This window comes from Microbacterium sp. XT11 (assembly GCF_001513675.1).
GTDB lineage: Bacteria > Actinomycetota > Actinomycetes > Actinomycetales > Microbacteriaceae > Microbacterium.
The window spans coordinates 2668105-2692003 of the sequence record NZ_CP013859.1 but is presented as its reverse complement, the minus strand read 5'-3'; the positions used below and the strand labels follow the sequence as shown (position 1 = coordinate 2692003).

The following is a 23899-nucleotide window of genomic DNA, read 5'->3' as shown; positions in this document are numbered from 1 at the left end:
GGCTCCGCCATCACTGTCAAGCCTCGGAGCCTCACGGAGGATTCCCCGGCACGCGCGATAGGATCGACAGGACGTCCGACCGGAAACGGATGTCGTCGACGGTGCCTGTGAGGAGGTGCAGATGCCCGTTCTTCCGAGCATCTCAGGACCCCGCGATCTGGACGGACTGTCCGAAGAGCAACTGGTCGAGCTGGCCGCAGAGGTGCGGCAGTTCCTGATCGAGAACGTGTCGCGCACCGGCGGGCATCTCGGACCCAACCTCGGCGTGGTGGAGCTCACCATCGCGCTGCACCGGGTGTTCTCGTCTCCTGATGACCCGATCATCTTCGACACCGGACATCAGTCGTACGTGCACAAGCTGCTCACGGGGCGTCAGGACTTCTCGGCGCTGCGGGCGCGCGGCGGACTCGCAGGCTACCCGCAGCGCAGCGAGAGCCCGCACGACGTCGTCGAGTCCTCCCACGCGTCGAGCTCGCTCAGCTGGGCCGACGGCGTCTCGCGCGCGCTGACCGCCACAGGAAGGGCGGATCGCCACGTGGTGGCTGTCGTGGGAGACGGCGCGCTGACCGGCGGCATGACGTGGGAGGCTCTCAACAACATCTCCGACGACAACGATCGCAATCTCGTGATCGTGGTGAACGACAACGGGCGCTCCTACGCGCCGACGATCGGCGGGATGTCCCGCTACCTGAACCGCGTCCGCACCGCGGCCGCATACAAGGATCTGCACCGCAAGTCCGACCGGCTGTTCCGCGCGTTCGGACCGGTCGGGCGGGCGCTGTTCCGCGGAGTGCGCGGCGGAACGCACGGCTTCCTGTCTCGCTTCACCAACAACGACGCTCTCTACTCGAACCTCGACATCAAGTACCTCGGCCCCGTCGACGGTCACGACCTCCCCGCGCTCATCGAGACGCTGCAGCTCGCGAAGTCCTACGGTGCACCAGTGATCGTGCACGCGATCACCGAGAAGGGCCGGGGATTCCAGCCCGCGCGCGACGACGAAGCCGATCAGTTCCACGCCGTGGGCAAGATCGATCCCACGACGGGGGAGACGCTGTCCTCGGGGGGGCAGGGGTGGACGGATGTCTTCTCCGACGCGCTCGTTGAGGTCGGTCAGCGGCGCTCCGATGTGATCGCGATGACGGCGGCGATGCTCAGGCCCACCGGCCTCGCGCCCTTCGCCGAGCGTTTCCCCGACCGTGTCTACGACGTCGGCATCGCGGAGCAGCACGCCGTGGCCTCGGCCGCCGGTCTCGCCTTCGGCGGGCTGCATCCCGTCGTCGCCGTGTACGCGACGTTCATGGGGCGCGCCTTCGACCAGGTGCTCATGGACGTCGCTCTGCACCGCGCAGGCGTCACCTTCGTGCTCGATCGGGCGGGAGTCACCGGTCCCGACGGACCGAGCCACCACGGCATGTGGGACCTTGCGATGCTGCAGATCGTGCCGCACATCCGCATCGCCGCGCCGCGCGACGGCATACGGCTGAAGGAGGCGCTCGACGAGGCCGTCGAGGTCGACGACGCACCGACGGTCATCCGATTCCCGAAGGGCGAAGTGGCTCCCGAACTCCCGGCGATCGAACGCCTCGAAGACGGAGTGGATGTGCTCGCGCGGGCAGACGCCGAAGACGTGCTCCTCGTCGGCATCGGCCCGTTCGCCGCCCTCGCGATGGACGTCGCCGGCCGCCTGCGCGCCCAAGGCATCGGGGCGACGGTGATCGACCCGCGCTGGGCGATTCCCGTGCAGCCCTCCGTCGTCGAACTGGCGGCACGGCACCGCCTCGTCATCACCCTCGAGGACGGCATCCGTGTCGGAGGCATCGGCACGAGGGTGCGGCAGGTGCTGCGGGAGGCCGGCATCGACACCGCTGTCGACGAACTGGGGCTCCCCGACGAGTTCATCGATCACGCCTCGCGGGAGCAGGTGCTGGCGGATGCCGGCCTCACGGCGTCGAAGATCGCTCAGGACGTCGTGGCGCAGGTGCTCGGCACGCGCATCCCGGTGGCCAGGAACGCAGGCGAGACGGGTGCCATCGACCTCCCTCTGCACCAGCGACGCTGAAAGCGACCGGAGACGCTGAGCGCGCGCCGGCACGGCTCAGTTGAGGGCGTGCAAGGCGGAGACGACCTGCGCTTCGCGGTCGGCGTCGCGCAGTGCCGTAGACAGCAGGTAGCCGTCGGTGAGCGCGTCTCCGGTGACCATCACGCGGATCAGTTCCACCCCGCACGACCGCCGTACTTCGTCGGCGCTGGCTGCGATCACTCGTGTGTTGATCTCGTCGTTGTGGGGGAGTTCCGCGCCGTCCAGACCGCGGATCACGTCGCGAAGCGCGGCGCCCACGATGTTCGAGGCCCGCTCTTTGACGTTGACGACGTCGAGTTCGAACACGCGCAGATCACGGCCAGTGGGGATGGGTCGCCACTCGAAGGACGCATGGACGCGATGCTGATGCCCGTTCGCCCCGCTCATCTCCCGCGCGGGAAGGTCGGTGGCGCGACAGCGCACGTCGATGAGCTTGTACCAGTAGAACAGCGGGAAGGCCCCGTGCGAGCCGGGGTCGAGCACGACGACCTCGCCCACTGCGCCGCGGCGGTGCGCAGGACGACGCGGGGGCCGGTTGCGGATGATGGGCTTGCCGTTGCGTGTGCGGATGGCCGCCCAGCCTTCGTCGACGGTGACCACGAACAGCTTCAGAAGCGCGGGAACCACCAAGAGCATCGTGAGGATCGCGGTACCGGTCTTGAAGAGGCTCGACATCCCCTTGCCGCCGAGCATCGAGAAGAGCATGTCCATGACACCACTGTGCCCGCTCCATAGGGCGCAGATCGCGCCGAGGCGCACCAGGACGAGGGAGTTCACCACCTGTTCGTCGCGCGTTCTCCGCTGCGCCGCGCATCGGCCCAGTGCGATGCGCGGTCGTGGATCGTCGCGTCGGCCTCACGGCCGTCCACTGAGCCGACGATGGGAGGGGGTCCCGATGCGAGCGCACCGGGACCCCCTCCCGTCAAGGTCGCCACGCAGTCAGCGTCGCTCGATCCCGCGGATCGGCGGCGTGTGGAACGTTCCGCCGAAGGCGCGCTCCGATGCGCCCTCGCGGTCGAGATAGGGCGATGCCCCGCCGTCGATGAACGGCCATCCTGCGCCGAGGATGAGGCACAGGTCGATGTCCTCGACCTCGGGGACCACACCCTCGTCGAGCATGAGCTTGATCTCGGTGGCCAGGCCGTCCTGCACACGTCGGAGGATGGTCTCCGCGGATGCCGGAGTGCTGCCCACGGCCGGCTTGGTGACCTTCTCGGCTTGCTTGGTCCAGCCGGTCACCCTGCCGCCCTTGTCCTTCTCGACGACCGCGTCCAGCTCCGCCAGAGCGTGGAAGTTCTCGTTCGCGTAGAACCGGTCGGGGAAGGCGTGCACCATGGTGTCCTGCACGTGCGCGGCGACCTTCCAGCCGACCAGGTCGATCAGCTGGAACGGTCCCATCGGCAGGCCCAGCGGAGCGAACGCCTTCTCGACGTCGGCCACCGGAGTGCCCTCGTAGACGGCGCGTGCCGCCTCGCCCATGACCTTCGCGAGCAGCCGGTTGACCACGAAGCCGGGCGCGTCGGCCGTGAGCACGGCGTTCTTGCCGAGTCCCTTCGCCACGACGAACGCGGTCGAGAGGGCGGCATCCGTCGTCGTCGGCGTCTTGACGACCTCGATGAGCGGCATCACTGCCACCGGGTTGAAGAAGTGGAAGCCCACGAGCCGCTCGGGGTGCTCGAGCTTCGAACCGATCTCTTCGACGGACAGCGACGAGGTGTTGGTCGCAAGGATCGCGTCGTCGGCGACGATCTTCTCGATCTCGCCGAACACCTGCTGCTTGACACCGACCTCCTCGAACACCGCCTCGATGACGAAGTCGCAGTCGGCGTAGAGGCTCTTGTCGGTCGTGCCGGTGACGAGCGAGCGCAGCTTGTTGGCGGTGTCTCCGTCGAGCCGTCCCTTCGCCTCCAGCTTGCCGATCTCCTCGTGGATGTAGGCGACGCCCTTGTCGACACGTGCCTGGTCGAGATCGGTGATGAGCACCGGCACCTGGAGCTTGCGGACGAAGAGCAGCGCGAACTGGCTGGCCATGAGGCCGGCGCCGATGATGCCGACCTTCGTCACCTTCTTCGCGAGCGCCTTGTCGGGAGCGCCGACGGGTCGCTTCGCGCGCTTCTGCACCAGGTCGAACGCGTACATCGACGCGGCGAACTGGTCGCCCGTGACGAGTTCGGCAAGGGCTTCGTCCTCGCGGGCGAAGCCCTCGGCCTTCGTGCCGCTCTTGGCCTTGTCGAGCAGGTCGAGCGCCACATACGGCGATCGGGGAACGGTGCCGATCTTCGACTCGAGCATCCCTCGTGCCATCTTGATCGCGATCGGCCACTTGGTGAGCCGCTCGATCTTCCCCGGCTCGTTCTTGCGCTCCACCTTCTTGCCCGAGAGCACCGCATCGGCCCATGCGAGCGAGTTCTCGAGATAGTTCGCCGCAGGGAAGATCGCGTCGAAGATGCCGAGTTCGTACGCCTGCTGCGGCTTGAGCATCCGGTTCTGCTTGAGCGGGTTCGAGATGACGACCTCGAGAGCGTTCTCGATGCCGATGAGGTTCGGCAGGAGGTATGCACCGCCCCAGCCGGGGATGATCCCGAGGAACACCTCCGGCAGTGCGACGGCCGCGGCGGAGGCGTCGACCGTGCGATACGTCGAGTTGAGCGCGATCTCGAGTCCGCCGCCGAGCGCGAGGCCGTTGACGAAGGCGAACGACGGAACGCCCAGTTCGCCGAGCATGCCGAGAACCTTGTGCCCGAGCTGGGCGATGAGACGGGCGTTGTCGCGCGATCCCACCTTCGAGATGTCGGAGAGGTCGGCGCCCGCTGCCAGGATGTACTGCTTACCGGTGATGCCGACCGCCTGGATCTCGCCGGCCGCAGCACGCGCCTTGAGCGCGGTCAGGGTCTCGCCGAGCTCGGTGAGCGTGGCTGGCCCGAGCGTGTTCGGCCGGGTGTGGTCGCGGCCGTTGTCGAGTGTGATCAGCGCCAACACCTTGCCCGAGGGGAGGCGGATGTCGCGCACAGGGGAGTGCGTGACGACCTCGCCGTCGGTCAGGGCCTGGATGGGGGAGAAGTCGACGTCCTCGTAGCTCACTTCTTCTTCTTTCCGTCGTAGTGGGGGTTCTCCCAGATGACCGATCCGCCCTGGCCGAGACCGACGCACATGGCGGTCAGACCGTAACGGACATCCGGGCGCTCCGCGAACTGCGCGGCGAGCTGGATCATGAGTCGCACGCCCGACGCGGCGAGCGGGTGACCGAGCGCGATCGCCCCGCCCCACGGGTTCACACGGGGGTCGTCGTCGGCGATCCCGAAGTGGTCGAGCAGGGAGATGACCTGGACGGCGAACGCCTCGTTCAGCTCGAACAGGCCGATGTCCGAGATATCGAGACCGGCCTTCTTCAGCGCCTTCTCGGTCGACGGGATCGGTCCGATGCCCATGATCTCCGGCTGCACGCCGGCGAATGCGAACGACACCATGCGCATCTTCGGCGCAAGCCCGAACTCCTTGACCGCGCCGCCGCCGGCGAGCAGCGACATGGTGGCGCCGTCGGTGAGAGGGGAAGAGGTGCCCGCGGTGACGCGTCCGTGCGGGCGGAACGGGGTCTTGAGGCCGGCGAGGTCCTCCATAGTGGTCTGCGGGCGGCGGCCCTCATCCTCCGTGGCGAGGCCCCACGCACCGTCGGCGTCCTTGATCGCGACAGGCACGAGGTCGGGCTGGATCTTGCCGGCGTCGTAGGCCGCCTGCACCTTGTGCTGGCTCAGCATCCCGAAGCGGTCGGAGCGCTCCTTGGTCAGGTGCGGGAAGCGGTCGAAGATGCGCTCGGCCGTGACACCCATGTTGAGCGCGCCCGGGTCGACCATCTTCTCCGCCACGAAGCGCGGGTTCGGGTCGGCGTTGCCGCCGATGGGGTGGTGGCCCATGTGCTCGACCCCGCCCGCGAGAGCGAAGTCGTACATGCCGACGCCGATCGAGCCCGCCATCGTGGTGACGGCCGTCATGGCGCCCGCGCACATGCGGTCGATCGCGAGCCCCGGCACCGTCTGGGGCAGTCCGGCGAGGATCGCGACGGAGCGCCCGAGCGTGAGCCCCTGGTCTCCGGTCTGGCTCGTCGCGGCGATCGCCACGTCGTCGATCCGGTCGGCCGGGACGGCCGCGTTGCGCTCCATCAGGCCGATGGTCGCCTTCACGGCGAGGTCATCAGCGCGGGTGTTCCAGTACATGCCCTTTTCGCCGGCGCGCCCGAAGGGGGTGCGCACTCCATCGACGAAGTAGACGTCCGAGATCTCGGCCACTCTGCCTCCAAGTTTGTGCGTTGGCCTCAGTCTAGGAACGCCGCAGAAACGGGAGGAATCGGTTGGGTCGAACCTACGAACGGGCCGCCGACGAGGCGTCAGGCGATTGCGCGGCCTCTACAAACGCATCCGCGATCTTCTGTGCGACCTGTGCAATCTGCCATGGACGCGCGCCCAGTGCCGCCAGCGCGGCTCCCACCGCCTCCGCCGTGGCAGCCGGTCCGTCCCAGGCGACCCTCCGCAGGTACTCCGGGGTCAGCAGGTTCTCCGTCGGCATGCCCAGTTCCTGCGCTGCGGCCTCCACGACGGGGCGTGCGGCCTTGAGGCGGGCGTCCGCCTCGGGGTTGCGGTCGGCCCAGGCGCGCGGCGGCGGAAGCGCATCGCTCGGCATCCGCTCCCGCGGCAGCTCTTCGGTCGCGCGTCCGTCGACGATCGCCTGCCACCACCTGTCGATCTGAGTGCGGCTCGCTCGGCCCTGGAACTCCTTGTTGCCGGCGAGTGCCGACTTGCTCTGCGGATTCGCGAGCACCGCGGCGACGAGCGACCGATCGGGCACGAGACGGCCGGGGGACACGTCCTGCTCCTGCGCGTACGCCTCCCTGGCGAGCCACAGCTCCCTGGCCACGGCGAGGTTGCGGGCGCCGCGCACCTGGTGGAGTCCGCTCAGACGCCGCCACGGGTCCTCCCGCGGAGGCTTCGGGGGCCGCGCGAGCGTGGCGGCGAACTCCTCTGCGGCGAACTGCGTCTTGCCCTGCTCCGCCAGCTCGGCCTCGAGCGCCTCCTTGACATCCACGAGATGGAGCACATCGAGGGCCGCGTACTCGAGCCATGCCGCAGGGAGCGGCCGCGTCGACCAGTCCGCGGCCGAGTGCTCCTTCTTCAGCGTGATGCCAAGGGTGGACTCGACCACGGCAGCCAGCCCGACACGCTCATGGCCGAGGAGCCTCGACGCGAGTTCGGTGTCGAAGATCGACGCCGGCTCGAGCTCGAGCTCGCGCAGCGACGGGAGGTCCTGGCTCGCCGCGTGGAAGACCCACTGCTCAGCGCCGATCGCGCGCTGAAGGGGGGAGAAGTCGCCGAGCGCCGGAGGATCGAAGAGGAACACCCCGGCCCCGCGACGGAAGACCTGAACCAGATACGCCCGCTGCGAGTAGCGGAAGCCGGACGCGCGCTCGACGTCGACGGCGACCGGACCGGTCCCTTCAGCCAGTGCGGCGCACGCCGCGAGGAATTCCTCGGCATCCGAGATCACGGAGTATTCAGTCACGTGCAGCCTTTCGCGCGCCGATCACGGCGATGCCCTCGGATCCGGGCGGAAGCCCCGCCAGCATTCCCACCAGTTCGGCCCACGCCTCGACGTGCGGTCGCAGCGGCCCCTCTGGTGTCCAGGACGCACGCAATTCTATCTGTGCGCCATCGCCCTCGACCGCAAGCCCGCCGAAACCCTTGGACAGCGTCTTCGTCGACGTGCCGGATGCCGAGTGGTAGACCGCCTTCCGCGACTCCAGGGCGTCGACCAGCCACGACCACGTGACGTCGGCGAGGAGCGGATCCGTGCCGATCTCCGGTTCCAGAGGCGCCTGGGCGAAGAGCACGATGCGCCAGGTGCCGTCCCATGCAGTCGGAGCGTCGGGATCGTGCAGCAAGACGAACCGGCCCGTGCCGTACACCGACTCGCCGTCGGGGCCGGGGCGCACGTCCGCGGCGAGCGCGATCGCATAGGGGGCGAGGCCCTGGGGCGTGGCGATCTCCCGAACCGTGATGTCCGCACGGAAGGCGGTGTCACGCAGTTCGGCTACGGCGGCGTCGAATTCGGTCCCGGCATCGGGCTGAGCGGTCACGGCAACAGGCTAGAGTCAGGAGGCGATGAAGAGTCTCAGGCACGCCGTTGCGATCCTCGTCCCCGCGGTGCTCGCCCTCGGCGCCTCGGTCGCGCTGCTGGTGCTGAGCGTGGCGCGCCGCGTGATCACACCTCGTGGCAGGGCGAAGGACACCGTCATCCGGTCGATCGACACCGGAGCGCAGACCATCGAGCTTGCGCGCACACCCGACACCGAGCTCCCGGGACGCTACGGCCTCTTCACGACCGGGACATACGGCTACGTGAAGCTCGGGGCGGTGCTCGCGGCCGACGCGTCATCCGTGCGGCGCAAGCTCCTCACGCAGATCGAGCCGGGCGCACGGGTCGACCGGGATGCGACGTTCAGCGGCTGGTACTACTCGTCGCCAGGCGAACTGCATCTGCCGTGGCAGAACGTGCTGATCGGCTCACCGGCGGGTCCCTGCCCCGCGTGGTACTTCCCCGGTGAGTCGTCGACGTGGGTGATCCAGGTGCACGGCCGGGGTGCGATGCGCGCCGAATGTCTCAGGGCCGTCCCCGTGCTGCACGGCGCCGGCCTGCCGAACCTCGTCGTGTCGTACCGCAACGACGGGGAGGCGCCGCGAAGCCGGGCAGGTGCATACGCACTGGGCGCGGCGGAATGGCGCGACGTGGACGCGGCGATCTCCTACGCGTTGCGGCACGGCGCCGACAGAGTGATCCTCATGGGGTGGTCCATGGGTGGAGCGGTGGCGTTGCAGGCGGCGGTGAGTTCGGGGAACCGGGACCGCATCGCGGGGCTGATCCTCGAGTCTCCCGTGGTCGACTGGCGCACGGTGCTGCGGTTCCAGGCCGCGCTGGCCCGCGTGCGCGCTCCGCTTCCCGACCTCGCGATGGGAGCACTCCAGGTTCCTCTGACCGCACGGCTCAGCGGCGCCGATGAGGCGATCTCGTTCGACAGGCTCGACATGGTCGCCAGGGCGGACGAACTGCGCGCACCCATCCTGATCCTTCACAGCGAGGACGACGGGTTCGTGCCGGTCGACGCCTCGCAGGCGTTGCATGATGCCCGCCCCGATCTCGTCACGATGCCGCGATTCACCGTCGCGCGGCATACTAAGCTGTGGAACTACGACCAGGCGGCGTGGAGCGAGGCGATCACGTCGTGGCTCGAGGCGCAGGGCCTCAGCGCTTCTGCCTGACCTGGTTCTTGGCGCGCATCAGCATGCCCGTCATGCCGGCGATGCGCAGAGGCGAGACGGCCTTCGTCAGCCCGATCGACTGCGGATAGTCGTCGGGGATCGCGAGAACCTCGTCGGGGGAGAGCCCCGTGACGCCCTGCACGAGGATGCTCGCGAAACCGCGGGTGGTCGGGGCCTCGGGCGGCGCCGTCGCATGCATGGTGACCACGTCGTCGGCCACCTCGACATAGATGTAGACGGGCGACTGGCATTCGGCCACGCGCTCGCACATCTCCGGGTGCGCTGCGACCTCGTCCGAGACCTCGGGGAGCTCATCGGCGTACTCGAGGAGCAGCAGCAGACGATCGGCCTCCGGGGTCTCCAGGAAGGCGTCGCGGATCTCGGCGAGGGTGTCGGGGACGTGGCTGGTGCTCATCCCAGCCATTGTCACACGCTCAGACGGTGCCAGGCTCGGTGCCGGTGACGATCGGAACCCGCACGGCGCTGCCCCACTCCGTCCACGACCCGTCGTAGTTGCGGACGTCCTCGAAGCCGAGCAGGTGCTTGAGCACGAACCAGGTGTGGCTGGAGCGCTCACCGATGCGGCAGTAGGCGATGACCGGGTCGCCGTCGGCGAGGCCTGCGCCGTCGCGGTAGATCGCCTCGAGTTCGGCGCGGGTCTTGAACCCTCCGTCGTCCGCGACCGCCTTCGCCCACGGCACGCTCTGAGCCGTCGGGATGTGTCCGGCGCGCAGGGCACCCTCCTCCGGGTAGGCCGGCGCGCTCGTGCGCTCACCGCTGTACTCCTCCGGTGACCGCACGTCGATGAGGGGATTGCCCAGGTGCGCGAGGACGTCTTCCTTGTACGCCCGGATGACCGAGTCGTCGCGCTCCACGACCGGGTAGTCGGTGCGGGGCCGTTCGGTGGCCTCGCGCGTGAGCTCGCGTCCCTCGGCGATCCATCGGTCGCGCCCGCCGTCGAGAAGGCGCACGTCCTCGTGTCCGAAGAGCGAGAACACCCAGAGCGCGTACGCCGCCCACCAGTTGTTCTTGTCTCCGTAGATGACCACCGTGTCATCCCGGGCGATGCCCTTGCGGCTGAGCAGCGCCGCGAAGCCCTCGCCGTCGACATAGTCACGCACGACCGGATCGTTCAGCTCGGTGTGCCAGTCGACCTTCACCGCGCCGGGGATGTGTCCCGTCTCGTAGAGGAGCACGTCCTCGTCGGACTCGACGACCACGAGCCCCGGCTCGCCCAGGTGCTCTGCGAGCCAATCCGTGCTCACCAGGCGACCGGGCTCGGCGTAGTCGGCGAACTTGGGAGAGGAGGTGTCGAACTCGATGGCCACAGGGATCTCCAGGGGTGAGGCGATGGTGCGGATTCCGACGGCGTAATGTGGAGCCGTCCCTTCGACGATAGATCCCCGCTGCGCCCCCGGCACCGGATTCGTAAGACTTCGACACAGGAAAATCCGATGACTGACAACGCGAGCCGCACCGGCGTCGTGCACCTGACCGAGCGCCAGCCCACCGTCACCGGCCCGGAGATGTTGGCGAGCCTCGTTCCGCCGCCGCAGTTCGACGGCGCGACGTTCGACAGCTACCGCGCCGATCCCGCCTACCCGTCGCAGGAGGACGCGAAGGAGACGCTCATCCGCTTCGCCGGACGTGGCGGACCCGTCAAGCGCGGAGGCCTGTTCAGCCGGGCCAAGAAAGAGCCGGAGACGAAGCCTGGTGTGTATCTCGATGGGGGCTTCGGCGTCGGGAAGACGCACCTGTTGGCCTCGATCTATCACGCGATGCCGGCGCGGAGGAAGTACTTCGGTTCGTTCATCGAGTACACCGCGCTGGTCGGAGCGCTCGGCTACAAGAACACGGTCGACCTGCTCAAGGGCGCCGACCTGCTGTGCATCGACGAGTTCGAACTCGACGATCCCGGCGACACCATGGTGATGACGCGGCTGCTGGGCGAACTCGTGCCCACGGGCACCAAACTGGCCGCCACCTCGAACACGCCGCCGAACGCCCTGGGAGAGGGGCGCTTCGCCGCTCAGGACTTCCTCCGCGAGATACACGCGATGGCCGACAGCTTCCAGACGCTGCGGATCGACGGCGTCGACTTCCGCCAGCGTGCCCTCGACGGACACGCGCTGGTCGCCTCGGATGAGCAGTATGCGGACGGCGTGGAGCAGGGGGCTGCCGCGGGCACGGCATCCGACGATTCCTTCGATGACGTCATCCGCCATCTTGCTCGCGTCCACCCGTCGCGCTACATCCGGCTGATCGATGGCATCGACCTCGTCGGGCTGCGCGACGTGCACGTGCTGACCGATCAGTCTGAGGCCCTGCGATTCGTCGCGTTCGTCGACCGCGTGTACGACGCGCAGATCCCGATCGTGGCGACCGGGCTCAGTCTCGACAAGGTGTTCGGCGAGGAGATGCTCGGCGGCGGGTATCGCAAGAAGTACCTGCGCGCCATCTCCCGACTCAATGCGCTCACGCACGCCGAACGCTGAGACGTCGTAACGCGATGTTCACACAGGACGTCGCGCTGTAACGTGCCTGCAACAAACCTCGCGCATTCCTGAAACCGTGCGTGGTCACACTGAACCTCACAGTTTCCCGAATGTGAGGTTTACACATGGACGCACCCGGCAACATCTCCTGGGCGATCACAGCGACGGCTCTCGTGCTGCTGATGACCCCGGGAGTCGCCTTCTTCTACGGCGGCCTGGTCAAGGCCAAGAGCGTCGTCAGCATGATGATGATGAGCTTCGGCTCGATCGGACTGGTGGCGGTGCTGTGGGTCTTGTTCGGGTTCTCGATGAGCGCCGTGGAGAGCCCGCTGCAGTTCGCGGGCAACCCGTTCGCCGACTTCGGACTCAGCTCGCTGGCGTCGGGCGAAGGGGCGAACGTCGCACTGATCGGGGTCGCCTACGGAGCCACCTTCGCGATCATCACCGTGGCGCTGATCTCCGGTGCCATCGCCGACCGGGCCAAGTTCGGCTCGTGGCTGATCTTCGCCGGCGTGTTCGCGACCGTCGGCTACTTCCCGGTCGCTGCGTGGGTCTGGGGCGGCGGCTGGATCATGAACCTCGGGACGGCGCTCTTCGGCGAGGACAGCGGCATCGCCGTGATCGACTACGCCGGCGGCACTGCGGTGCACATCAACGCCGGTGCTGCGGCCCTCGCTCTCGCGCTCGTGCTCGGCAAGCGCATCGGGTTCCAGAAGGGCATCCTCAAGCCGCACAACGTTCCGCTCACGCTCCTCGGCGCGGCCCTGCTGTGGTTCGGCTGGTTCGGATTCAACGCCGGAGCCGAGTGGCTGGCGGAGGACATGGGCGGAGTCGGCCTCATCGGCATCAACACGCTCGGCGCCACCGCGGCGGCGATCCTCGGGTGGATCCTCGTCGAGCGCATCAAGGACGGCAAGGCCACCTCGGTCGGTGCGGCGTCCGGCGCCGTGGCGGGTCTGGTCGCCATCACCCCGGCCTGTGCGAACCTCACGCCAGGATGGGCGCTGCTCCTCGGTGCTCTCGCGGGTGTCCTGTGCGCCCTGGCTGTCGAGCTCAAGTTCCGCCTCGGATTCGACGACTCGCTCGACGTGGTCGGCATCCACCTCGTCGGCGGTCTGTTCGGCACCCTTTACCTCGGGTTCTTCGCTACGGGCACGGGGCTGTTCGTCGGCGGTGACGCACGGCAGCTCGTGGTTCAGGCGATCGCCGCAGTCGGCGTGATGATCTACTCCTTCGTCGTGGCGTACATCATCGGCTTCGCGATCCAGAAGACGATCGGCTTCCGGATCACGAACGAGGATGAGATCGCCGGCGTCGACCTGGTGGTCCACGGCGAGGAGGGGTACGCCCTGGCGGACGCGTGACGGCGTCGGCGTCACCCGTGGGCGCCCTGGACCGCTCGGGTCCGGGGCGCCCTTCGCCCCGTGCGGGGCGGCTGCCGGCGGCACGTTAGGGTGAGCGTGTGAGCAACGCGAACGGCATCCTCTCGGCACTGCTCGACATCGTCGTGAAGCTGGTGGCTCCAGCGAAGGCCCCCCGGTCGGGTGCGCGATCGCAGCGCCGGGGCGCTCGTCCTCGGGCGCACCTTCGGACGGGGTCGGACCGTGCGCGTACGGGCGTCGTCCTCGAGCCGGGGCGGGAGCCGGGGACGGCGACGCTTCGCGTGGATCCCGAACGCGTCGGCGACCTGCGCATCGACTATGCGCCCGATCGCGACGGCGCGCCCGACGCGGGCGAGATCGTCTGGACGTGGGTGCCGTACGAGGAGAACGACGGACGCGGCAAGGACCGGCCCGTGCTCGTCATCGCGCGTCAGTCGCAGGACCGCGTCTACGCGGTACGCATGACGAGCAAGTCGCACGACGGCGAGCGGGACTATCTCTCCATCGGAACCGGACCCTGGGACGGCCAGGGGCGCGGGTCCTGGGTCGACATCGAGCAGCTGTACAGCGTGCATGAGAACGGACTGCGGCGCGAGGCGGCCGTCCTCGACACCCGTCGCTTCGCAGCCGTCGCACAGGCGTTGTCCCGCCGCTACGGATGGCGCGCTGCTCGCTGACCGCACCGGCGAGGCCATCGCGTCGAGACGACGGTCAGGAAAGGGCCTCGCTCAGCCAGCGGGCGTAGAGCTGCCACGGCTCACCCTCCGCCTGCAGCCGGCGGATGTGCGCGGTCAGCGGCACCGAAAGCGTGAACCACTCGCCGCCCTCCCGCTCGGCGGCGAACTCGCGGTGGCGCCTCTGTTCGACATCGCGACCGCCGCGTTCGAAAGCCAGCAGCTCGTCGTGTCGGATGCTCGCCAGGCGCTGTCGCGGAGCGCGACTCGTCCCGATCTTCACGCGCGTGTCGAACCGCACGTAGTAGACGACGTCGATTCGAGGGAGAGGCAATTCAGGATCGGGGACGTCGCCGTACCGCCATCCGCACGCCGCGCACCGCCAGCCCTCGGATGTCGTGCGGACCCCGTTGCGGGCGCCGCACAGGCCGCACGGGCCGGGGAGGGGTCCCGTCGTCTTCACGGAGCGAGTCTATGGCGTGGCACCGACACCGCATTCGCGTCGCGTTGCCAAGGGCGTGGCACGTGCGAGACCGCACGAAAAGAGGCCCGGCGAGCGTTCTTCGCGTTCGCCGGGCCTCTTTCTGGTGGGCGATGCCGGACTCGAACCGACGACCTCTTCCGTGTGAAGGAAGCGCGCTACCAACTGCGCCAATCGCCCGCACCTGCGGGGTACGTCAACCGATACTACCTGACGTCCGGGCGTCCTCTTGACCACTTCGTGAGACACGCGCGAGATTCGTCTCCGGTTTTGACACGGAGCGATCTTCGGCTAATGTTTCATAAGTGCCCGGGACGAAAGCCCCGGAGACAACGCGGATGTAGCGCAGTTGGTAGCGCATCACCTTGCCAAGGTGAGGGTCGCGAGTTCGAGTCTCGTCATCCGCTCAAGTGCAGGGGCCTTCTTCGGAAGGCCTTCAGCACGTGGGGTCAATCCACACGGTGGCGTGGCCGAGCGGCTAGGCACCGGCCTGCAAAGCCGTTTACACGGGTTCGAATCCCGTCGCCACCTCTCTTCCAACTGAATAGCCCACATGGGCGCGATTGGCGCAGCGGTAGCGCGCTTCCCTGACACGGAAGAGGTCACTGGTTCGATCCCAGTATCGCGCACAGACGAAAACCCCCGGTCTCCCGGGGGTTTCTTTGTGTCGGCGCCGTGCCTCAGGCGCGCGCCGCGTGGGAGCCGTTGCGGGGAACGCGTCGTTCGTAGGGGACGAAGATCCCGAGCAGCACCATGGCGATGGCGAGGACGAGGTGAAGCCAGTTGTCCGCGTCGTTGACGGGGATGATGTTGATCTGGTCGTTGCCGACGGCGATGAGGCCGTAGACCCAGACGACGAGGTACACCAGGCCCCCGATCATGAGGTACAGCCGCGATGCGCGGGCTCTGGCTGCGAAGGCGAGGCCCGCGATGCCGAATGCCAGGTGCACGATGTTGTGCAGCACGGAGACCTGGAAGACCCCGAGCAACTGCGCATCTGATGACGCCCCTGCTGCGTGCAGGTGCTCGGCCGAGTGCGTGAGGCCGGGGATGAAGCCCGCGATCCCCACGACGAGGAAGATGATGCCGGCGATTAGTGCGGTCTTCTGCACGGGCGTGCCGGCGTAGCGATGGGTGAGAGCGGTGTCGGTCACGGGATCCTCCGGGTCAGGTGATGGGAGCCCGACGCTAGCGCGGAGAAGGATGCCGCTTCAGGGGATTGACCGGCGGATCACCGCGGCGTATAGTTACGCGACCGCGACCCGCAGGCGAGATCGACCCGCAGGCGAGATCGCCGCCGCGACCTGAGCCGACCCCGAGGTACCGCGGTCGAGGCGCATCGCGGGTGTCCGGCCCGATGCTCCGCCGGTCTGTCAAGCCCCTGCGACGACGGGTCGTCGCTCCGTACGCTCACGGCATGCCGCAAGAGCCTCTGTCGTCGACCGGGCTGGTCGGGTCCGACGCCGGTACCGACGACGATGCGCGACGGCACAGCATCGACACCGAGAGCGGGCTCGAGCTTCGCGGACTGTCGGTGAACCCCCTGGACGCCGAAGACTGGTGGACGCGTCCGCTCGAGGATTGGCTGGCCCGCCAGCTCTCGCAGTACCGGCACCTGGCACAGAAGGACCCGGAGCGCATCGCCTGGATCCTCGGCGGTGAGCTCGCCGGGCGTGGACCGGACTGCGAACCCCTGTTGCGCGACGTGGAGCCCGTCGCCATCCTCGACGAGCATCTCCTCGACGAGGCCTGGGAGAGGTACCAGCGCGTGTTCGATGCCGGCCATGGTCCTGCCGACGACGGAGGCGAGTCGTGAGCAGTCGCGCGTCGCGCCAGATCCGGTTCCGGCCGACCGCGAGGGAAAGGAAGCGACATGACCGCACGAGATGAGGGCTGGGAGCGCGAGCAGCCGGTGATCCCGGACGAACTCGCGCCGCGGCAGCGGAGCGACGACCCCGTGGGCGGCGCGGACTCGGCCGACGGGGACGACGCTCACGAGGGCGCAGCTCACGAGGAGGCAGATCCCGCGGATGTGCCGGCCGGGGGAGCGGGCGCCGACTCCGGCGCGGCCGACGCGGTGCGTGTCGATCCGGACGATGAGGGCGCCGTGCCGGACGAATCCGTGCACAACGCAGAGCCGGGAGTGGGGACGCGGCGGACGGATCGGGACTGAGCCGCGGTCAGGAGGACCCGGGCATGCGGGTAGCCTAGATTCCTGACCCAGATGGAGTGCTCAGTGCCTGAAAACGCCCAGCCGCAAGACGGCTTCGCCCTGTTCTCCGACCGATCCGTCGTCGCGATGCGCGTCAACGGCGTCCTCAAGGACCTCGCCGCCACCGTGACGGAGGCCGACGACGTCGAGCCGGTCACCATCGACAGCCCTGACGGTCTCAACATCCTTCGGCACTCGACTGCGCACGTGCTGGCGCAGGCGGTGCAGCGGATCAACCCGCAGGCGAACCTCGGCATCGGCCCGCCCATCACCGACGGCTTCTACTACGACTTCGGCGTGGACTCGCCCTTCACGCCCGAGGATCTCAAGGCGATCTCGAAGGAGATGCAGCGCATCGTCCGCGAGGGGCAGCGCTTCGTGCGCCGTGTCGTCACCGACGACGAGGCACGCGCCGAGCTCGCGAACGAGCCGTTCAAGCTCGAACTGATCGGCCTCAAGGGGGGCAAGGAGGCCGCCGAGGGCGCCTCGGTCGAGGTCGGCGAGGGCGAGCTCACGATCTACGACAACACGACCCGCGACGGCGAGGTCGTCTGGAAGGACCTCTGCCGCGGTCCGCACCTGCCCAACACGCGCATGATCGGCAACGGCTGGGATCTCACCAGGGTCGCGGCTGCGTACTGGCGCGGAAGCGAGAAGAACCCGCAGCTGCAGCGCATCTACGGCACGGCGTGGCCCTCGAAGGAGGAGCTCCGCGACTACCAGCACCGGCTGGAGGAGGCGGCCAAGCGCGACCATCGCCGCCTGGGCAAGGAGCTCGACCTGTTCTCGTTCCCGGAGGAGATCGGCTCGGGTCTGTCGGTGTGGCACCCTCGGGGCGGCATCGTCCGGGGAGAGATGGAGCAGCACGCCCGCAGGCGCCACATCGAGGCCGGCTACACCTACGTGTACACGCCGCACATCTCGAAGGAGGACCTCTTCCTCACCTCGAACCACCTCGTCACCTACAAGGACGGCATGTTCCCGCCCATCGTCATGGACGAGGAGCGCGACGAGAACGGCGAGATCACCAAGCAGGGCCAGGACTACTACCTCAAGCCCATGAACTGCCCCATGCACATCCTCATCTACAAGGAGCGTGCGCGCAGCTACCGCGACCTGCCGCTGCGGTTCGCCGAGAACGGCACGGTGTACCGCAACGAGCTCTCCGGCGCTCTGCACGGGCTCACCCGCGTGCGAGGGTTCACGCAGGACGACTCGCACCTGTTCGTGACGCCCGACCAGCTCGAGGAGGAGGTCGGCAAGGTCCTCGAGTTCATCCTGTCGATGCTCCGCGACTTCGGCCTCACCGACTTCGAGCTCGAGCTGTCGATGAAGGACGACGAGAAGTCGAAGTGGATCGGGTCGGACGAGTTCTGGGAGTCGTCGACGGAGGCGCTGCGCCGTGTCGCGCTGGCGTCGGGCCTCAAGCTCACCGAGGTGCCGGGAGAGGCCGCGTTCTACGGGCCGAAGATCGACCTCAAGACGCGTGACGCGATCGGTCGCACGTGGCAGCTGTCGACCGTGCAGGTCGACCCGAACCTGCCGGAGCGATTCGACCTGGAGTTCATGGACAAGGACGGCCAGAAGAAGCGCCCCATCATGATCCACCGGGCGCTGTTCGGCTCGATCGAGCGGTTCTTCGCGATCCTCCTCGAGCACTACGCGGGCGACTTCCCGCTGTGGCTCGCACCGAGCCAGGTCGTCGGCGTGCCGGTCGCCGAGCAGTACGGCGACTACCTCGACGAGGTGATCGGCCAGCTCCGAGCCGCAGGAGTCCGCGCCGAGGTTGATCACTCGGACGACCGCATGCAGAAGAAGATCCGCACGCACACGACCGCGAAGGTGCCTCTGATCCTCATCGTGGGCGAGCAGGACCGTGCGGCCGGCACCGTGTCGTTCCGGTTCCGCGACGGGACGCAGGAGAACGGCGTGCCGGTGGCGGATGCCGTGCGTCGCATCCGTGCCGCGATCGACGCGCACGATCTGGTGCTGAAGGCCGGGGACCTGGCGTGACCGACGCCCCGGAGTCGTTGGAGGACGCCGGTCGCCTGGCCGGCGCCCCCGACGAGTTCCAGCGGCTGTGGACCCCGCACCGGATGGCGTACATCCAGGCGGGGCCCGAACCGCTGCGCGAGGAGTGCCCGTTCTGCGAGGCCCCCAAGTACCCGGACGCCGAGCGCCTCGTGGTGGCGCGCGGCGAGACCGCGTACGTTCTGCTGAACCTCTTCCCGTACAACTCGGGGCACATGCTCGTGTGCCCGTATCGGCACATCGCCACCTACGATCAGGCGACGCCGGAAGAGGTGGCGGAGATCGGCGCGCTGACGCAGACGGCGATGAGGGTGCTCCGTCAGGTCTCGCGATGCGATGGGTTCAACCTCGGCATGAACCAGGGAGCGATCGCAGGCGCGGGGGTCGACGCGCATCTGCACCAGCACGTCGTGCCGCGGTGGATGTCCGACGCCAACTTCTTCCCGATCATCGCGAAGACCAAGGCGCTGCCGCAGCTGCTCGGCGAGGTCAGGGACGCCGTGGCCGGGGCCTGGCCCGCGTAGGCGCGCGCGCCTCAGCGCACCTGTCGCGCCGCGAACTGCATCCGCGGGTGCGCGTAGAACTCCTGCGCCTCGATGAGCTGCAGCTCGCGCTCACCGGACTCCAGCGTGAGGCTCAGCAGGTCGAACACGCTCGAGGCGGTGCGTTCCAGCGCCGTCTTCGCGCTGCCCGTCTCCACGTAATGGGCGGTGAAAAGCGCGGCGGTGACGTCGCCGGAGCCGTTCGCCTTCATCGGGAGCAGCGGGGTCTGCACGACCCACGCACCCGCGTCGTCGGCCACGAGCATCTCGATGGTGCCCTCTTCGCGATCGGGGCGCTCCACGCTCGTGACGAGAACGGTCTTCGGGCCCATCGCCCTGGCAAGGTCGATCGACTCCAGCGTCGACTCCAGCGTGTCGGGTTCGGTCTCGGTGAGGAAGCCGAGCTCGAACTGGTTCGGGGTGATGATGTCCGCCACCGGCACGACCTTGTCGCGGAGAAGCACCGGGATGGCAGGCGCCACGAAGCATCCGCTCTCGGCGTTGCCCATGACGGGGTCGCACGCGTACACCGCGCGGGGGTTGGCCGCCTTGACGCGTGTCACGGCGTCGATGATGACGTCGCCGATGCCCTCGCCGCCCTGGTAGCCGCTGAGCACCGCATCGATCCCGGGGAACACGCCGCGCTCCTCGATGCCCGTGATGACCTCGGCGACATCGGCCGGGTCGATGAGCGGTCCGCGCCACGCGCCGTAGCCGGTGTGATTGGAGAAGTTGACCGTGTACACCGGCAGCGCCTCGACGCCGATGCGCTGCAGCGGGAACACGGCGGCGGAGTTGCCGACGTGGCCGTACGCCACGGCGGACTGGATGGAGAGGATCTTCATTCCTCGATCCCTTCGTGTGAGGCGGGCATCGGCCCGCGGCGGGTGGTCATCGGACTGCCGCGATGAGGTCGTCGGCGAGGGCGTCGGCGTCGTCGTCGGACAGATCGTGCACGGTGAGCCGGAGGTGGCGCGACGCCTCGGTGCGGTCTCCGAGCGCGAACTCGTCGCCCGTGCGCGCCAGCCACCCGCGCCGCATGAGCCTTTCGGCGACGGTCCTCGCGGCGAGCGGAAGTTCGACCCACAGGCTCAGCCCGTCGGTGGACGGCGTGTCCAGGCCGTTCCTGCGCAGCCGCTCAGCGAAGCGGTCGTTGCGCGACGCATAGTGGTCGCCGGCCCGCTCGATCTGCGCGCGGACGCCCGGATCGGTGAGCTGCGCGAGGGCGAGCCGCTGCAGCAGGTGGCTCACCCAGGTCGTCCCGGGGCTGAGGCGCATCGCGAGCCGCTCCGCGGTCTCGGGGTCGGTCGCCGCGAGGGCGAGGCACATGTCCGGCCCGAGGAACTTCGACACGGAGCGCACGAGTGCGAAGCGCCGGTGACCGGGCCCGATCAGGCCCTCGTAGGCGCGCCTCGACAGCAAGGAGAAGTGGTCGTCCTCGATGACGAGGACGTAGGGATGGTCTGCGAGCAGACCCCGCAGCTCCGCGGCGCGGCGCGCGGAGAGCCCGGCGCCCGTCGGATTCTGGGCCCGCGGCGTGCAGATCACAGCCCGCACTCCGGCATCGAGCGCGGCGCGCAGGCCGTCGACGGTCATGCCCTCCTCATCGACCGGCACCGGCACCGCCCGGTATCCGCCGAGACGCACCGTGTGGATGCTGGCGAGGAAGCACGGGTCTTCCAAAGCGACCGCGTCGTCGCGCATGAGGGCCTGCGCCAGCAGCCGCTCGACGGCGTCGACCGCGCCGCTGGTGACCGTGATCCGGAAGTCGTGTCCTGGCAGGTCCGCGCGCATCCACTCGTGGGCCCACGTGTCGAGGCCGCTGTCGATGACGGGCTCGCCGTACAAGACGGGCCTTCCGACGATGCTGGCGAGGGCGGGCGTCGGATCGGGGATGAGAGCAGGGTCGGGGTTCCCCGTCGCGACATCACGGAGCACGGTGTCGGGGGAGTACCCCTCCTGCGCGACCGACTCGTGCCCGGCGACCACGGTGCCGGCACGACCGCGGGAGACGACAAGGCCGGCCTGCGCGAGCTGCCGATAGGCCGCCACCGCTGTGTTGCGGTTCACGCCGAGTGTCGCCGCGAGTTCGCGCACAGGAGGCAGTACGGAGCCCGGCCGGAGGACGCCGCGGTCGCGCAGGTCGCGCACGCTGTCGGCGATGTCCGCTGCCGTCGCTCCGGTGATCTGGTGGTCGCTCATGGTCCTCGCACTTGATTCTAGGTGGTCCATGACAGTGCTATGGTTTGGCCTAGATCAAAGTGAAGATCGGTCCAGACAGGAGCCAGCCATGACCGAGAACCCCCAGACCACCACCGGATCCTCTCGTGTGAAGCGCGGCCTCGCCGAGATGCTGAAGGGCGGCGTGATCATGGACGTCGTCACGCCGGAGCAGGCGCGCATCGCCGAGGATGCCGGCGCGGTGGCCGTGATGGCGCTCGAGCGCGTTCCCGCCGACATCCGCGCGCAGGGCGGCGTCTCGCGCATGAGCGACCCGGACATGATCGACGGCATCATCGACGCCGTGTCGATCCCGGTCATGGCGAAAGCCCGGATCGGCCACTTCGTGGAAGCTCAGGTGCTGCAGGAGCTCGGGGTCGACTACATCGACGAGTCGGAGGTGCTCTCTCCCGCCGACTACGTGAACCACATCGACAAGTGGGCGTTCACGGTGCCCTTCGTCTGCGGTGCGACCAACCTCGGCGAGGCCCTCCGACGCATCAACGAGGGTGCGGCGATGATCCGTTCCAAGGGCGAGGCCGGCACCGGCGACGTGTCGGAGGCGATGAAGCACATCCGGAAGATCCGTGGGGAGATCGCCGCGCTGACGTCGCTGTCCAAGGACGAGCTGTACGTCGCCGCGAAGGAACTGCAGGCCCCGTACGAGCTCGTGGCCGAGATCGCGGAGACGGGGAAGCTCCCCGTGGTGATGTTCGTCGCCGGTGGTGTCGCCACGCCGGCGGATGCCGCGATGATGATGCAGCTCGGCGCCGACGGCGTCTTCGTCGGATCCGGCATCTTCAAGTCGGGCAACCCGGCGGAGCGAGCGAAGGCGATCGTCAAGGCGACGACGTTCTTCGACGACCCGAAGGTGATCGCCGACGTGTCGCGCGGTCTCGGCGAAGCCATGGTCGGCCTCAACGTGGCTGACCTGCCCGCGCCGCACCGCCTCGCCGAGCGTGGCTGGTAAGCCCCGCGTCGGCGTGCTCGCGCTGCAAGGAGATGTGCGCGAGCACGCGGCGCTGCTCGCCGGTCTGGGTGCCGAGGTCGCGCTCGTGCGCCGTCCGGAGGAACTCGCATCCGTCAGCGGTCTCGTGATCCCCGGGGGCGAATCCAGCGTCATCGACAAGCTCTCCCGTGCCTTCGGCCTGCGTGAGCCGATCCGCGAGGCAATCGCCGACGGGATGCCGATGCTCGGCACCTGTGCGGGGCTCATCATGCTCGCGGATGTCGTCGTGGACGCGATCGAGGGGCAGCAGTCCTTCGGAGGCCTCGACGTGACGGTGAGGCGCAATGCTTTCGGACGTCAGGTCGAATCGTTCGAGGCCGAGTTGTCGGTGCCCGAGCTCGGCGACGAGCCGGTGCACGCGGCCTTCATCCGCGGGCCGGTCGTGGAGACGGTCGGACCGTCGGCGTCGCCCCTGGCCGAACTCTCGGACGGCCGGGTCGTGGCCGTCGAGCAGGGGAACCTGCTCGGCATCAGCTTCCACCCGGAGATCGCAGGCGAGCCGCGGTTCCATCAGCGCTTCTTGGCCCGCACGGCCTCGTACGCCTGACGACGGGGAGTCGTTCGCGATTCGTTAGAATGGACGACGCCCTGGACGCGACTCCTGGGCAGACGATACGAGCGGAGACTTATGTCCGGGCATTCCAAGTGGGCCACGACCAAGCACAAGAAGGCCGTCATCGACGCCAAGCGTGCGAAGTCGTGGGCGAAGCTCATCAAGAACATCGAGGTCGCGGCCAAGCTCGGCGGCCCCGACCTGCAGGGCAACCCGACCCTGTTCGACGCTGTCCTCAAGGCGAAGAAGACCTCGGTCCCCAAGGACAACATCGACCGCGCGATCAAGCGCGGGGCGGGGATCGGCGGCGAGGCCGTCGAGTACACCTCGATCATGTACGAAGGCTACGGTCCGAACGGCGTCGCCCTCATGATCGAGTGTCTGACCGACAACAAGAACCGTGCCGCGGCCGAGGTGCGCACGGCGCTCAGCCGCAACGGTGGAACCCTCGCCGATCCGGGCAGCGTGGCATACAACTTCAGCCGCAAGGGCGTCATCGTCGTCGGCTCGGAGGGCACCACCGAGGATGACGTCATGATGGCCGCCCTCGAAGCGGGTGCGGAAGAGATCGAGCCGCACGCCGAGGGCTTCGAGATCATCACCGAGGCGACGGATCTCGTGACCGTGCGCACCGCCCTGGCCGACGCCGGCATCGAGTACGAGTCGGCCGACGTCGAGTTCGTGCCGAACCTCAAGGTGGAGATCGACGCCGAGACCGCTCGCAAGGTCTTCCGCCTCATCGACGCGCTGGAGGACAGCGACGACGTGCAGAACGTGTTCAGCAACTTCGATCTGTCGCCCGAGGTGCAGGCCGAGCTGGAGAACGACGAGGACTGAGCGGCCCGTGGGCTCCGACCCCCTGAGCGGGCGCCGCGAGCCGATCGATCCCGCCATGATCCGTGACGGACAGAAC

General features: G+C 68.5%; 23 protein-coding genes and 4 tRNA genes. 15 read left to right on the top strand and 12 right to left on the bottom strand.

Annotation, left to right across the window (positions count from 1 at the left end):
• Nucleotides 1-121: 121 nt before the first annotated feature.
• Entirely contained in the window at nt 122-2062 is a 1941-nt protein-coding gene (dxs, locus tag AB663_RS12695) for a 1-deoxy-D-xylulose-5-phosphate synthase (protein WP_067199695.1), read from the top strand.
• A gap of 36 nt (nt 2063-2098) precedes the next feature.
• Here the strand turns inward: dxs and AB663_RS12690 are convergent, their stop codons facing one another.
• From AB663_RS12690 to AB663_RS12670, 5 genes are all read right to left on the bottom strand, one after another.
• Nucleotides 2099-2794, bottom strand: a complete 696-nt coding sequence (locus AB663_RS12690) for an SPFH domain-containing protein (RefSeq protein WP_067199692.1) — start codon at nt 2792-2794, stop codon at nt 2099-2101.
• A 228-nt stretch (nt 2795-3022) separates the two neighbouring features.
• Nucleotides 3023-5164 carry a 3-hydroxyacyl-CoA dehydrogenase NAD-binding domain-containing protein gene (locus tag AB663_RS12685; protein ID WP_067199688.1) on the bottom strand — a complete coding sequence of 714 codons (2142 nt, stop codon included), beginning with the start codon at nt 5162-5164 and terminating at the stop codon, nt 3023-3025.
• Nucleotides 5161-6366: a thiolase family protein gene (locus tag AB663_RS12680; RefSeq protein ID WP_067199685.1), complete on the bottom strand. Its 1206-nt coding sequence runs from the start codon at nt 6364-6366 to the stop codon at nt 5161-5163. Before AB663_RS12680 ends, AB663_RS12685 begins: the two co-directional genes overlap by 4 nt.
• 73 nt (nt 6367-6439) lie before the next feature.
• The gene (locus AB663_RS12675; protein ID WP_067199682.1) at nt 6440-7633 is read right to left on the bottom strand and encodes a ribonuclease D; all 1194 of its coding nucleotides are present in this window, start codon (nt 7631-7633) and stop codon (nt 6440-6442) included.
• The gene (locus AB663_RS12670; RefSeq protein WP_067199678.1) at nt 7626-8207 is read right to left on the bottom strand and encodes a DUF3000 domain-containing protein; all 582 of its coding nucleotides are present in this window, start codon (nt 8205-8207) and stop codon (nt 7626-7628) included. Before AB663_RS12670 ends, AB663_RS12675 begins: the two co-directional genes overlap by 8 nt.
• 25 nt (nt 8208-8232) lie before the next feature.
• Between AB663_RS12670 and AB663_RS12665 the strand changes: the two genes are divergently transcribed.
• Nucleotides 8233-9387: an alpha/beta hydrolase family protein gene (locus AB663_RS12665; RefSeq protein WP_067199675.1), complete on the top strand. Its 1155-nt coding sequence runs from the start codon at nt 8233-8235 to the stop codon at nt 9385-9387.
• Here the strand turns inward: AB663_RS12665 and AB663_RS12660 are convergent.
• Together AB663_RS12660 and AB663_RS12655 are read right to left on the bottom strand one after the other, a co-directional pair.
• Nucleotides 9371-9802 carry a SufE family protein gene (locus tag AB663_RS12660; RefSeq protein ID WP_067199671.1) on the bottom strand — a complete coding sequence of 144 codons (432 nt, stop codon included), beginning with the start codon at nt 9800-9802 and terminating at the stop codon, nt 9371-9373. The genes AB663_RS12665 and AB663_RS12660 overlap by 17 nt on opposite strands.
• A 19-nt stretch (nt 9803-9821) precedes the next feature.
• Nucleotides 9822-10715 (bottom strand): sulfurtransferase, encoded by an 894-nt coding sequence (locus AB663_RS12655; RefSeq protein ID WP_067199667.1) that lies wholly within the window; start codon nt 10713-10715, stop codon nt 9822-9824.
• Between the two features lie 126 nt (nt 10716-10841).
• Here AB663_RS12655 and zapE point away from each other — a divergent pair, with 126 nt between their 5' ends.
• From zapE to AB663_RS12640, 3 genes are all read left to right on the top strand, one after another.
• Nucleotides 10842-11882, top strand: coding sequence for a cell division protein ZapE (gene zapE, locus AB663_RS12650; protein WP_067199665.1), 1041 nt, complete (start codon nt 10842-10844; stop codon nt 11880-11882).
• 125 nt (nt 11883-12007) lie between these two features.
• Entirely contained in the window at nt 12008-13246 is a 1239-nt protein-coding gene (locus AB663_RS12645) for an ammonium transporter (protein WP_067199662.1), read from the top strand.
• A gap of 98 nt (nt 13247-13344) precedes the next feature.
• The gene (locus tag AB663_RS12640; RefSeq protein ID WP_067199658.1) at nt 13345-13941 is read left to right on the top strand and encodes a type II toxin-antitoxin system PemK/MazF family toxin; all 597 of its coding nucleotides are present in this window, start codon (nt 13345-13347) and stop codon (nt 13939-13941) included.
• Nucleotides 13942-13975: 34 nt separating this feature from the next.
• Here the strand turns inward: AB663_RS12640 and AB663_RS12635 are convergent, their stop codons facing one another.
• Together AB663_RS12635 and AB663_RS12630 are read right to left on the bottom strand one after the other, a co-directional pair.
• On the bottom strand, nt 13976-14401 hold the full coding sequence (locus AB663_RS12635) for a GIY-YIG nuclease family protein (RefSeq protein ID WP_067199655.1): 426 nt from the start codon (nt 14399-14401) through the stop codon (nt 13976-13978).
• Nucleotides 14402-14523: 122 nt separating this feature from the next.
• Nucleotides 14524-14599: transfer RNA gene (locus tag AB663_RS12630), tRNA-Val, on the bottom strand.
• 154 nt (nt 14600-14753) lie between these two features.
• Here AB663_RS12630 and AB663_RS12625 point away from each other — a divergent pair.
• From AB663_RS12625 to AB663_RS12615, 3 genes are all read left to right on the top strand, one after another.
• Nucleotides 14754-14826 (top strand) — tRNA-Gly (locus tag AB663_RS12625).
• 53 nt (nt 14827-14879) lie between these two features.
• Nucleotides 14880-14950 (top strand) — tRNA-Cys (locus AB663_RS12620).
• Between the two features lie 26 nt (nt 14951-14976).
• Nucleotides 14977-15048 (top strand) — tRNA-Val (locus tag AB663_RS12615).
• A 51-nt stretch (nt 15049-15099) separates the two neighbouring features.
• Here AB663_RS12615 and AB663_RS12610 read toward each other — a convergent pair.
• Nucleotides 15100-15573: a DUF4383 domain-containing protein gene (locus tag AB663_RS12610; RefSeq protein WP_067199651.1), complete on the bottom strand. Its 474-nt coding sequence runs from the start codon at nt 15571-15573 to the stop codon at nt 15100-15102.
• Between the two features lie 263 nt (nt 15574-15836).
• Between AB663_RS12610 and AB663_RS12605 the strand changes: the two genes are divergently transcribed.
• The 4 genes from AB663_RS12605 to AB663_RS12590 all read left to right on the top strand — a co-directional run bounded on the left by AB663_RS12605 (nt 15837) and on the right by AB663_RS12590 (nt 19186).
• Nucleotides 15837-16235, top strand: a complete 399-nt coding sequence (locus AB663_RS12605) for a DUF6098 family protein (RefSeq protein WP_198147867.1) — start codon at nt 15837-15839, stop codon at nt 16233-16235.
• A 57-nt stretch (nt 16236-16292) separates the two neighbouring features.
• Nucleotides 16293-16592: a hypothetical protein gene (locus AB663_RS12600; RefSeq protein WP_067199648.1), complete on the top strand. Its 300-nt coding sequence runs from the start codon at nt 16293-16295 to the stop codon at nt 16590-16592.
• Nucleotides 16593-16718: 126 nt separating this feature from the next.
• Nucleotides 16719-18644, top strand: coding sequence for a threonine--tRNA ligase (gene thrS, locus AB663_RS12595; RefSeq protein WP_232304692.1), 1926 nt, complete (start codon nt 16719-16721; stop codon nt 18642-18644).
• On the top strand, nt 18641-19186 hold the full coding sequence (locus tag AB663_RS12590) for an HIT family protein (protein WP_067199638.1): 546 nt from the start codon (nt 18641-18643) through the stop codon (nt 19184-19186). Before thrS ends, AB663_RS12590 begins: the two co-directional genes overlap by 4 nt.
• Nucleotides 19187-19197: 11 nt before the next feature.
• Here the strand turns inward: AB663_RS12590 and pdxY are convergent, their stop codons facing one another.
• Complete coding sequence (gene pdxY, locus AB663_RS12585) at nt 19198-20049, bottom strand: pyridoxal kinase PdxY (RefSeq protein WP_067199635.1); 852 nt, start codon at nt 20047-20049, stop codon at nt 19198-19200.
• A gap of 46 nt (nt 20050-20095) precedes the next feature.
• Nucleotides 20096-21406: a GntR family transcriptional regulator gene (locus tag AB663_RS12580; RefSeq protein ID WP_067199631.1), complete on the bottom strand. Its 1311-nt coding sequence runs from the start codon at nt 21404-21406 to the stop codon at nt 20096-20098.
• An 88-nt stretch (nt 21407-21494) separates the two neighbouring features.
• Here AB663_RS12580 and pdxS point away from each other — a divergent pair, with 88 nt between their 5' ends.
• From pdxS to AB663_RS12565, 3 genes are all read left to right on the top strand, one after another.
• Entirely contained in the window at nt 21495-22394 is a 900-nt protein-coding gene (gene pdxS, locus AB663_RS12575; protein ID WP_067199628.1) for a pyridoxal 5'-phosphate synthase lyase subunit PdxS, read from the top strand.
• Complete coding sequence (pdxT, locus tag AB663_RS12570; RefSeq protein ID WP_083511240.1) at nt 22384-22980, top strand: pyridoxal 5'-phosphate synthase glutaminase subunit PdxT; 597 nt, start codon at nt 22384-22386, stop codon at nt 22978-22980. The genes pdxS and pdxT overlap by 11 nt, the downstream gene beginning before the upstream one ends.
• Before the next feature lie 81 nt (nt 22981-23061).
• A complete protein-coding gene (locus AB663_RS12565; protein ID WP_067199622.1) occupies nt 23062-23823 on the top strand; it encodes a YebC/PmpR family DNA-binding transcriptional regulator in 762 nt (253 codons plus the stop codon).
• Nucleotides 23824-23899: the final 76 nt, after the last annotated feature.